This window comes from Pseudophaeobacter leonis, assembly GCF_002087335.1.
In the GTDB taxonomy this organism is placed as follows: Bacteria; Pseudomonadota; Alphaproteobacteria; order Rhodobacterales; family Rhodobacteraceae; genus Pseudophaeobacter; species Pseudophaeobacter leonis.
Map to the genome: position 1 here is coordinate 1 of NZ_MWVJ01000100.1, position 9,606 is coordinate 9,606.

A 9,606-nucleotide genomic window follows, 5' to 3' on the forward strand; every position below is an offset into this window, starting at 1 on the left:
AATTTCGCCCCGCCGCTGGATCTCAAGCGCCAGAACTGGTGCTATGGCCTCGCCCTCGTAGCGCAACGCCTGAGAGGCGCCGTCCTCGATCACCGCACAGTCCAGCTCGTCAGCACGGTCCAGCAGCGCCATGCGTCCCGCCAGGGGCAATGTCTCGCCAGTGGGGTTGGCAAAGTCCGGCGACAGATAGGCAAATTTCACCGCGCCGCCTGCAGCCTCTGCGGCCTGTTGATAGCTTAGGGCTGACCGATTGCCGCCAGAGTTGAGCTGATCATAGCGGGGCTCATAGGCGTTGAACGCAGCCAGTGCCCCTAGATAGGTGGGCCAGCCCACAAGGGCGGTATCATTGACTGACAGAAACAGTTTTCCAAGATAGTCCAGCGCCTGCTGCGAGCCCGAGGTGATCAGGATATTATCCGTCTCACAGGGCACTCCGATCCGCATCATCTCTGCCTTGATCCACTGGCGCAGCGGCAGATAGCCCTCGCTGACAGAATATTGCAACGCCTGCGCCTGCATCTCTGGCGTCAGGGCGGCCTGAAAGGCCTTGCCAAAGGCCTCGGACGGAAACAGCGCCGGATCAGGGATGCCCCCGGCAAAAGACAGCAGACCCGGGCGGTTCAACAGTTTCAGCAGCTCACGAATTTCAGAGGCCTTCATGCGCTGGGTCCGGCTGGCAAATAGCTGTTGCAAGGACATATGAGGTCGCTCCTGTGTGTTGTTGTCGCCTCATGAGTAGAAATATTACAAAATGAGTCAATAATTATGACCTTTATTTCAATCATTGTGATCGTGCTTTGCATTTCTTGCGAATGGCTTGCGGCCTTGCGCTGAGCGGGGTCATATGTTTTGACCAATTGAGCAAGGAGCCGCAGGGCCACCCAGCTCCTATCCTGTGATCAGCCCGAGGCCCCCATGCCCTTTCAAAAAGTTCAGCCCGAGAAACTCTCTGCCTCTGTGGTGCGCCAGATCGAGCAACTGATCCTGCGTGGCATTCTTTCGCCCGGCGAACGGCTGCCGTCAGAGCGCGAGCTGGCAGAACGGCTCGGCGTGTCCCGCCCGTCGCTGCGCGATGCCATTGCAGAACTGCAGGAGGGGGGATTGTTGACGGCCCGGGCGGGGTCGGGAATCTTTGTGGCCGATGTTCTGGGCTCGGCTTTCTCGCCGGCGCTGATCCGTCTGTTTGCCAGGCACGACGAGGCGGTGTTTGACTATCTCAACTTTCGCCGCGACATGGAGGGCCTGGCTGCCGAGCGTGCCGCGCGCTATGGCTCTGATGCCGACCTAAAGCTGATCCAGGCCATTTTTGATAAAATGGTCGCCGCTGGTGATCCCGCCTTGTCGGATGAAGCGGCCAGTCTTGATGCCCAGTTCCATTCCGCCATCATGGATGCCAGCCACAATGTGGTGATGCTGCATATGATGCGGTCGATGTTTGATCTGCTGCACGAAGGCGTCTTCTACAACCGGCGCATCATGTTCAGCCGTCACACCACCTATGAAGCGCTGTTGGACCAGCACAGCGCCATCAACGCCGCCCTGCAGGCCCGCGACCCCGAGGCCGCCCGCGCCGCCGTCGAGGCACATCTGGACTATGTGAAACAATCGCTGATCGACCACCAACGCGCCGAACGCAACGCCGAGATTGCCAAGCAGCGTCTGCAGCATGAGACCAGCAAGGGGTAGCGCAACACGACGGCCCGTTGTCTATGCTGCAGCCAAAGCCCGGTTTATTCTCAGGTCAGGTTCGCAACAAAACTGGAAATCAGCACAAGCCTTCGCCGTGGCGCGATCCTTTTACCCAACGGTCACGCCAAAGAGCCAGCCCACAGCTGCGGTCACAGCCATGGCAAATACTCCCCAGACCACCACACGCAGTGTTGCCCGCATGACAGGGGCAGCCCCCGCTTTCGCACCCAGGGCCCCCAGCGCTGCCAATGTGATCACGGTGACGAGCAGAACCACCGGAATTATTGACCCAACCGGGGCCGCCAGGGCCGCCAGCAGCGGGATCGCGGCAGCAACACTGAATGTAGCCCCTGATGCAAGTGCGGCCTGTGTCGGGTTGGCCGTATGCACCTCCGAGAGCCCAAGCTCGTCTCGAACATGGCTCCCGAGGGCGTCATACTCGGTCAGCTCTTTTGCCACCACCAGCGCGGTCTCGTCACTCAGCCCCTTTTCGCGGTAGATGGCGGCGAGTTCGGCAAGTTCTTCCTCTGGGAACTCTTCCAGCGCTCTCTTTTCGCGCAAAATGTCAGCCTGCTCGATATCGGACTGGGAAGAGACCGAAACATATTCGCCCGCAGCCATCGACATTGCCCCCGCACAAAGCCCGGCAACGCCTGCAATCACAACCGCGCCTGGGTTCGGGTCTGCCGCCGCGACCCCGACAATCAGCGACGAGACAGATACAATGCCGTCATTGGCCCCCAGGACTGCAGCACGAAGCCAGCCGCTGCGGGTAATGTAATGGGGGTCTCCCGGGTGAGCAGAAGCGTCGGTCATTTCGTTTCCTTTTCGCAGTGCGGCGCAGCCAGGGCTCCAGTCAGGAAAACAGCAAGGCAGGGTCGCCTCAGACTCCGCCCCAACAAGACCCAGCCGTCAGAAGAGCTTCGGTTTTCTCCACTCTATAGCGATGAAGAGAGACATAAATGCCTTTTTGTTAAAACCGCTCATTCTGTCACGGCCATGATCAAACAAGACATTCCTGGGCCAAAGGCAGCGCCCGCTCTGAGCGGACATTCAATCGACGCCCAATCAACCGACGCCCAATCAATCGACGCCAATGGGAGCCGACAACAAAAAACCCGGCCACTGAGGGCCGGGTTCTTTAATCCAGTTACAGTGATCTTTGCAGATCAGTGCAGCTTGGCGTTCACATCAGCAATAGAAGCCTCGATCAGCTTGTTGGCTTCGGTGGCTGTCATCTGCTTGGCGATCACACGATCGGCAGCAGCAACAGCAATCGAGATTGCCTGATCGCGGACTTCATTCACTGCCGCAGCCTGTGCCGAAGCAATCTGCTCTTCAGCAGCAGCCAGACGGCGTGCGATAGAGGTCGCAAGCTCTGCCTTGGCGTCTTCGGCAGCAGCGGCTGCATCTTCACGGGCCGCAGCCACGATGCGATCCGCCTGCGCCTGAACTTCCTGCTGCTTGCGCTCATAAGAGGCCAGAATGGTCTGGGCTTCTTCACGCAGAGCACGGGCCTCGTCCAGCTCGCTCTGAATGCCTTCGGCACGGGCGTCCAGCTGGCCACCCAACAGACCGGGCACTTTGACAAAAAGCAGAATGCCGACAAACAGAAGGAAGCCGAGCAGAACAACAAAGTTGGTGTTGCTCATCGACAGAAACGGGCCATCTGCGGCGAAGGCCGGGCTGGTGGCACCAAGGGTGAGGGCAATTGCCAGAACTATGCGCATGTCCTTATCCTTTCATCCGTTCAGCAACCGCAGCAGCGATCGCTTTTGCATCTGCTTTGCCACCCAGGGCGGCAACCAGAGCTTCGGCTGTATCAGCAGCCACAACCTTCACGCTTTCCAGCGCGCCGGCCTTGATCTCAGCAATGGCTTTTTCAGTCGCGTCTGCTTTTGCAGAGATCTGAACGTCGGCCTTGGCAATCGCCTCATCCAGGCCAACCTGGATTTCAGCGCGTGTTTCAGCCGCGATACGCTGGGCCTCGGCACGGGCGTCAGCCAGAGCCTTGTTATAGGCGTCTTCGGCGGCAACCGCTTTGGCCTTAAGGTCTTCAGCCGCTGCCAGATCGTTGGTGATGGTCCCCTGACGCTCTGCCAGAACCGCAGCAATGCGGGGCAGCGCGACACGCGACAGAATAAAATAGATCGCGACCAGCGCGATTGCCAGCCAGAAAATCTGGTTCCCGAAGGTCGAGAAGTCCAGCTGCGGCATGCCCGGAGCAGAATCGTGCGCGGCCTCGGCGGCGCCGTGAGCTGCGTCTTGCGTGTTAGATGCCATGTCGTCCTCCTAGGGAACTTGCCGTTACATCGGGCGGTAAACCATAGGGCCTACCGCCCGACCGTAAGGATAAAGCGTCCTAAGGTCTTAGACTGCGAACATCAGCAGCAGAGCAACCAGGAACGAGAAGATGCCCAGGGCTTCTGCAAAGGCGATGCCGATGAAGAGGGTAGCTGTCTGGCCGGCGGCTGCCGAAGGGTTGCGCAGTGCGCCTGCCAGGAAGTTGCCGGCTACGTGGCCAACACCGATTGCGGCTGCGCCGGAACCGATTGCTGCGAGGCCTGCGCCGATGAACTGACCGAGTTGTGCGATATCGCCTTCCATGGGTATTCTCCTTACGATGGAATGTGGTGATGAGGGTTCTGGATGAGCCAAAAGCGGCTCACCCGGTAAACTGTTGTGGTCCTGGCCTTAGTGGCTCGGGTGCAGAGCATCCTTGAGATACACGCAGGTCAGGATGGTAAAGACATAGGCCTGGATAAAGGCCACCAGAACTTCGAGGGCGTAGACTGCAGTGATTGCAAAGATCGGCAGGAAGCTGAACAGCCCCAGAGCGCCGGCAAAGCCTGCAAAAACCTTCAGAACCGCGTGGCCCGCCATGACGTTGCCAGCCAGACGAATGCTGTGGCTCACGGGGCGTACGAAGTAGGAAATCAGCTCGATGATGGCCAGGATGGGGCGCAGCGCAAGCGGCGCGATCGAAACCCAGAAGAGGCCAAGGAAACCAGCGCCATTTTTGACAAAGCAAACAATGGTGACGGTAAAGAACCCAGACCCGCCAGGATCGCGGTAACAGCGATATGCGAGGTTGTGGTAAAGGACATCGGGATCAGGCCCAGGAAGTTGGCCATCAGAATGAACATGAACAGGGTCATGATATAGGGGAAGAACTTGACGCCGTCTTTGCCGGCAACGTCTTCAACCATTTTGTAGATAAAGCCGTAGGTCAATTCTGCAATCGACTGTGCCCGCGCGTGGCACGATGGCGCGGCGCGAAGAGCCAACAACCATGAGCAGGAAAACGCAAAGAACCGCCAGAGCCAACCAGAGGGTGACGTTTGTGATGGCGAACATGCTGACCTGATCGCCAACAACCGGGTTCACGATGAACTGATCCATCGGGTGGATCGCCAGAGCCGCGTGCTCAGGTGCAAAAAGCACGCCAGACACTACCACCAGCGCCAATGCTACGTAAAAGAACAGCTTGCCCATCGTTCCGCTTCTCCTGTCGTCGGGTGTTGATCTTTGATCAATCCCGAGCTTTTGCATTTTCGTCGGCCTCTTCGGCCAGTTGCTTTTCCTGGATTTCCTGCGCGGTGCGAAGCATCACCTTCACGCCAGCGGCAAGTCCCAGCATTATAAACAGCACCATAAAGATAGGCAGGGTCCCAAAGAGCAGGTCCAGCCCGTATCCGATGCCAAAGCCGATCCCAAGACCGACCACCAATTCTATCACCATCCGCCAGGCCTGATTGGCCATCGAGTAGTGCTCATCCACGCGCGGCTTGGGCGCTTGTGCCTTATGCGCCGCTGCCAGCTTGGCCTCCAGCTGCGCCATGCGCTGCTTTTGGTCATCCTCTGTCACGGGCGCCATCCTCACGTGAATTCCTGATGCAGGTGCTAAGGCGCTGGGGCCGCAGAGTCAATTGTTCAAGAGTCGCAGAAATAAATCGGATAAGCATCTGAAAACAAACATGTATCACCCCGCCACATGTTAACCTATTTGCCAACTGCCCAGATTTCTGCTGCCAAAACACCTCGTTTTTCACATTCAACCATTTGGTTGATTTTGGAAATTCGTGCAGCTAACCCTGCTCAAAGGGTGCAAAATGTCGAGAATGAAGCCCCCGCGCCGCCCATTAGGAGACCTGGATGAAAGAATATGCCTGCGCCCTCTTGGTTGATGATGGGCACCTGTTGCTTGGCAAACGCGCGCCCTACCGCAAGACATATGCCTCAAAATGGGATGTCATAGGCGGCTGCATAGAGCAGGGAGAGACCCGTGAGGCCGCCCTGCATCGTGAGCTGCAGGAGGAGATCGCCATCGTGCCGCAGGCGGCGCAGTGGTTTGCCACCCTTTCTGACCCCGATGTGACCCCCGAAGATCCGCCGCTCTACCATTTCTTTCGACTGGAACGCTGGAGCGGCACACCCGGTATCAACAATCATGAGCACACGGAACTGGCCTGGATTCCCCTGCAGCAGTGCGGCAGCTGGCCAGATCTGGCGCGACCAGAGTACCCGGCTCTCTTTGCCCGGCTTGCCGACTTTTATTCACGCCAATAGCAGTCTAGGGTCGCGCCACATGTCCAGCGAACTAGATACCACCTTTGCCGCTCTGGCTGACCCGACCGCCGCAGCATCCTCACCATGCTGTTGGAGGATGATATGGCCGTGACCGATGTGGCCGAGCCATTTGAGATGTCGCTGGCGGCGATCTCGAAACACCTCTCGATCCTGACGCGCGCCGGCCTCATTGCCAGGAAAAGCGCGGCCGGGTGAAATGGTGCAAGCTGCAACCGGATGCGCTGCGTGCCGCCTCGGTCTGGATGCAGGGGTTTGGTCAGTTTGAACCGGTGAACCTGGAGGCCTTTGAGCGCTTTTTGCAGTGTGAGCTGGAGGACACGCCCGCCACCCTGGAGACACCTTTCACCTCAGAGATACCTGTGGCCACAGAAGTCAAAGAGAGCTGAGACGCAGACGCAGGCGCTTTTGCACAACGCGCGTTCAGGGTTTTGCACCGCCTGCAGGCTTGGCGGCATCTTCCAGCAGCAGCACCAGCGCGACCACGGTCAGTGCAATGCCGATCAGAATCAAACCCGTTGGCGCCGGATTGCCCAGGGCCACCTGCCAGACAATCACCCAGCTAGGTGTCAGATAGGTATAGGCCATGACCTTGGCGGCCGGCAGGTGCAGGCTGGCAAATTGCAGCAGCACAAAGGTCACGGCACTGGCAAAGACCGCCACATAAAACAGGCCAATCCAGACCAGCAGCGGCAGATTGCCCCAATCGGTCGCCAGAATGTCACGCCAGCCCACCACTACGAGCACCAGCGCCCCGGCAATCAGGGTGCCAAAGGTAAAGGCATTGGCGGCCTCTCCCCGGTTCATCCGCCGCACCATCGGCGTATAGATGGCATGGGCGACGCAGCCGACAAAATAGATCGCCTCACCACCGCCGATGTCAAAGGCCCGCAGCGCCGCCAGATCGGCGCGGAAAATCACCCAGAGCGCCCCAGCAGCGCCAATGCCCAGCGCCAGCGCCATGCGCGGCGTTGTCACCTGTCGCAGCAACAGATAGCCAAAGAGGCCGCTCAGCACCGGGGTCAGGGTAAAGACCGCAGAGGCGCTCACCGGGTCTGCGGTCTGCAGCCCATAAAACATCAGGACAAAATAGCTGGCAAATAGCGCGCCCAGCACCAGGTAGCGCCAGGGGGCCGTAAAATGGCTGCGCTGCAGCCTCCCCGTAAGGCCGGCAACCGTGCCGATCAGCACCGCCGCGATGCCAAAGCGCGCCGCATTCAGCGCCATAGGGGCTATGTCATTGGCGATCAGAACGCCAAGAGAAAACGACCCCGCCACCAGAACAGAAAACAGCAGCATGGCGCCATGGGCGCGCCGAACCTGACTGCGTTTGATCTGGTCGCTCTGATCCTGTGCGCTCTGACCCTGATCGCGCTCAATCTGGCCGCCCTGACCTGAGATCATGCATGCCACTCCTTAGACCGCTCTTTCAGAAAGCTGAGAAAGCTTTGCACCTTATTGGTCCGATGCAGGTCCACATGGGTCACCAGCCACAGACTGCCTTCCCACTCCGGCTGAGGCTCCATCATCTTTACCAAACCGGGGCGGCGTGAGGCCTCCCACATGGACATAAAGCCGATACCGGCCCCTGCCATAATGGCCTCTTGCATCGCCACCCCATCGGAGCAGCGGAAAATGATGGTTTCTTCACCGGTATGTTCCCGCAGCCATTTGTTGAAAGGCGCCCGGCTGTCTTGATTGTCGCTGCCGACAAACTGGTGGTTGAGCAGATCCTCAACCCCCTTCAGCATACCATGCTGATCCACATAGCTTTGGGCGGCGAACAGGCCGATGCGCTGCTTCATAAAGGGCTGCACCACATTGTCCGGCTGATCCGGCGCATTGCCAGCCCGCAGCGCCACATGCGCCTCGCCATATTCCAGACGAAACAGACGCTCGCCGGTCAGATAGCGAATGACCAGCCCCGGATGCATCTGCTGGAACTCGGTCAAAACCGGAACCAAAAGATGCGACATCGACGACAGTGAGGTCACCACCAGCTCGCCAGAGACCTCATCGCCCTGTCCCTTGAGACGGCCAACCAGCTGGCTGAACTGATCATCGGTGGCCTGCGCCACCCGCAACAGATCCTGTCCGGATTCCGTCGGCGTATAGCCTCGCGCATGGCGCTGAAACAGCTTGACGCCCAGTCGCGTCTCAATGGCATCAATATGGCGGATCACCGTCGCATGGTGCACCCCCAAAACCTCGGCAGCGCCGCTGACCGTGCCCATGCGGGCGACCTGATAGGCGGTTCGCACCTCGTCCCAGTTTTCCATCACAGCGTTCTCGCTCCAATTTGTGCCAGTCAAAATCAGTCACAGGCAGATGCGCAAATTTGCACATGAGCTGCGCCAAAACCTAGATTGCGTTCATATTTGTCATAACCCATTTGTGAAGGAGACGAAACACCAAATGGGATACCAGATCATGACCTCCACCGTTTTGCACATCGACTCCTCTGCCCGCACCGAAAGCTCGGTCACCCGGTCATTGAGCGCCGAAATCACCGCCCGCCTGACCCCTGAGCGGATCATCCGACGCGATCTTGCCACCCCGCTGCCGCTGCTGGACGCGGCATGGATTGGCGCCAATTTCACCCCTGCCGATCAACGCTCTGAGGCGCAAAACAAGCTGCTGGCGCTGTCAGACACGCTGATCGCCGAGCTGCAACAGGCCGATACACTTGTCATTGGCACGCCGATCTACAATTTCTCGGTGCCCTCAACGCTGAAGGCCTGGATTGATCTCGTTGCCCGCGCCGGCGTCACCTTCAAATACAGCGAGAGCGGCCCCATTGGTCTGCTGACAGGCAAACGCGCGATTATCGCCGTCGCCTCCGGTGGGACACAAGCAGGGTCGGACATTGATTTCGCCACCACCTACCTGCGTCATGTGCTTGGCTTTATCGGCATCACCGATGTAGAGCTCGTCGCCGCAGACCAGCTGTCGATGGATGAGGCGGGATCGATGGCACGCGCTAAAACAGCGATCAAAGCGCTCGCGGCCTAGGCCCTCCTGAAGCCGCCAAAACACGCCCCGTCTCTTCCTGCCGAGACGGGGCGCCCCCTTTGGCACCCTATGTCGCAACAGCACATGTCGCAGCGGCCCTGGAGAGGGCAATGGCCGAATTTTCTGCGTTAGAGCCAGATTATACCTTCCCGGCATAAAAGGCTGCGCTTCAGATCCAGCAGACCTCACATCCGATACGCTCAAGAAACGTCAGAAAGTCAGCCCGTGCCATCACCACGCTGCGATCATTGACCAGAGGGTGCATTTTGATCACCTCCGCCTCCCGGGCCGCGGCATCCATGTAAAAGGCTACGCCCC

At 58.9% G+C, this 9,606-nt stretch carries 11 protein-coding genes and 3 pseudogenes; 4 read left to right on the plus strand and 10 right to left on the minus strand.

Annotated features, from left to right (window positions below; translation table 11 throughout):
- Nucleotides 1-699, minus strand: a 699-nt coding sequence (locus B4968_RS18605) for an aminotransferase-like domain-containing protein (RefSeq protein WP_139792910.1), incomplete at its 3' end; no start/stop codon positions are given.
- Between the two features lie 216 nt (nt 700-915).
- Between B4968_RS18605 and B4968_RS18610 the strand changes: the two genes are divergently transcribed.
- Nucleotides 916-1,686: an FCD domain-containing protein gene (locus tag B4968_RS18610; RefSeq protein WP_083100841.1), complete on the plus strand. Its 771-nt coding sequence runs from the start codon at nt 916-918 to the stop codon at nt 1,684-1,686.
- 111 nt (nt 1,687-1,797) lie between these two features.
- Here the strand turns inward: B4968_RS18610 and B4968_RS18615 are convergent, their stop codons facing one another.
- The 6 genes and pseudogenes from B4968_RS18615 to B4968_RS18640 form a co-directional block, all read right to left on the minus strand.
- Nucleotides 1,798-2,505 carry a VIT1/CCC1 transporter family protein gene (locus B4968_RS18615; RefSeq protein ID WP_083100842.1) on the minus strand — a complete coding sequence of 236 codons (708 nt, stop codon included), beginning with the start codon at nt 2,503-2,505 and terminating at the stop codon, nt 1,798-1,800.
- Nucleotides 2,506-2,858: 353 nt separating this feature from the next.
- On the minus strand, nt 2,859-3,419 hold the full coding sequence (locus tag B4968_RS18620; protein ID WP_083100843.1) for a F0F1 ATP synthase subunit B: 561 nt from the start codon (nt 3,417-3,419) through the stop codon (nt 2,859-2,861).
- Between the two features lie 4 nt (nt 3,420-3,423).
- Nucleotides 3,424-3,972: a F0F1 ATP synthase subunit B' gene (locus B4968_RS18625; RefSeq protein ID WP_083100844.1), complete on the minus strand. Its 549-nt coding sequence runs from the start codon at nt 3,970-3,972 to the stop codon at nt 3,424-3,426.
- Nucleotides 3,973-4,059: 87 nt separating this feature from the next.
- Nucleotides 4,060-4,296 (minus strand): F0F1 ATP synthase subunit C, encoded by a 237-nt coding sequence (locus tag B4968_RS18630; RefSeq protein ID WP_008205040.1) that lies wholly within the window; start codon nt 4,294-4,296, stop codon nt 4,060-4,062.
- An 87-nt stretch (nt 4,297-4,383) separates the two neighbouring features.
- Nucleotides 4,384-5,184, minus strand: a pseudogene (locus B4968_RS18635) (F0F1 ATP synthase subunit A).
- Between the two features lie 37 nt (nt 5,185-5,221).
- On the minus strand, nt 5,222-5,566 hold the full coding sequence (locus B4968_RS18640) for an AtpZ/AtpI family protein (RefSeq protein ID WP_173907555.1): 345 nt from the start codon (nt 5,564-5,566) through the stop codon (nt 5,222-5,224).
- Nucleotides 5,567-5,844: 278 nt separating this feature from the next.
- Here B4968_RS18640 and B4968_RS18645 point away from each other — a divergent pair, with 278 nt between their 5' ends.
- Nucleotides 5,845-6,258, plus strand: a complete 414-nt coding sequence (locus tag B4968_RS18645; RefSeq protein WP_083100845.1) for an NUDIX domain-containing protein — start codon at nt 5,845-5,847, stop codon at nt 6,256-6,258.
- A gap of 19 nt (nt 6,259-6,277) precedes the next feature.
- Nucleotides 6,278-6,665: pseudogene (locus tag B4968_RS18650) on the plus strand (ArsR/SmtB family transcription factor).
- A gap of 34 nt (nt 6,666-6,699) precedes the next feature.
- Here the strand turns inward: B4968_RS18650 and B4968_RS18655 are convergent.
- Together B4968_RS18655 and B4968_RS18660 are read right to left on the minus strand one after the other, a co-directional pair.
- The gene (locus B4968_RS18655) at nt 6,700-7,575 is read right to left on the minus strand and encodes a DMT family transporter (RefSeq protein ID WP_083100848.1); all 876 of its coding nucleotides are present in this window, start codon (nt 7,573-7,575) and stop codon (nt 6,700-6,702) included.
- A 101-nt stretch (nt 7,576-7,676) separates the two neighbouring features.
- Nucleotides 7,677-8,555 carry a LysR family transcriptional regulator gene (locus B4968_RS18660; RefSeq protein ID WP_083100846.1) on the minus strand — a complete coding sequence of 293 codons (879 nt, stop codon included), beginning with the start codon at nt 8,553-8,555 and terminating at the stop codon, nt 7,677-7,679.
- 151 nt (nt 8,556-8,706) lie between these two features.
- Here B4968_RS18660 and B4968_RS18665 point away from each other — a divergent pair, with 151 nt between their 5' ends.
- Nucleotides 8,707-9,288, plus strand: a complete 582-nt coding sequence (locus B4968_RS18665) for an FMN-dependent NADH-azoreductase (protein ID WP_083100849.1) — start codon at nt 8,707-8,709, stop codon at nt 9,286-9,288.
- Nucleotides 9,289-9,457: 169 nt separating this feature from the next.
- Here B4968_RS18665 and B4968_RS24790 read toward each other — a convergent pair.
- A pseudogene (locus B4968_RS24790) lies at nt 9,458-9,606 on the minus strand (prolyl-tRNA synthetase associated domain-containing protein); the annotation flags it as partial.